Genomic DNA, 603 nt, shown 5'->3' with positions numbered 1-603 from the left:
CTGTGGAGCTGCAACTCCCCAGCGACTTTCTCTTTTTTGAGAGCAAGGCGAACGGTGTCCAGCACCAGATTGACTGTCTGGGATGTTGCCGTTTTGTAAGCCACAATGCTGTTGTCGTACAGATCCCGGATCATGGACAGGTACAGGACGCCTTGCTCTGTATGGATATAAGAGATATCGGTCACCCATTTGCTGTTAGGTCTTTCTGTATGAAAGTCCCGATTCAGCAGATTCTCGTATCTGTGAATCTGCTGCCCCAGCTGCTTCCACTGCCTGCGCCTGCGGATTTCAGACAGCAAACCGTTGGTTTTCATAATCCTGAGAATCGTTTTGGGATTCCTGTGACAACCGTTTTTGTCCAGCCACAGATGCATCCGGCGATAACCGTATGTATTTTTGCACTTCTTCTGCTGCTGGGCAATCCGGTCTATGATTGCCTGGTTTGGATCTGGACGGTTCAGCTTATGAATGTAAGCGTAATACCCACTCCGGGAAACACCAAAGAATTTGCACATCCGCCAAATCGGATACTCTTCCCGATAACGGTAAATCACGGCATATTTCGCCTTTGCTCTCACTTCCTTCCTGTGGACCGCAGAAAAT

General features: G+C 48.8%; 1 protein-coding gene. It reads right to left on the bottom strand.

Features of this window, described 5'->3' with window-relative positions:
* The coding region (locus tag JCM17207_RS09660; protein WP_238317458.1) for an IS3 family transposase at positions 1-554 on the bottom strand (554 nt) is incomplete at its 3' end.
* Positions 555-603 lie beyond the last annotated feature (49 nt).

Source organism: Faecalibacterium gallinarum (assembly GCF_022180365.1).
Lineage (GTDB): Bacteria > Bacillota > Clostridia > Oscillospirales > Ruminococcaceae > Faecalibacterium > Faecalibacterium gallinarum.
The sequence above is the reverse complement of the archived record's forward strand: the minus strand, read 5'-3'. Positions and strand labels throughout refer to the sequence as shown.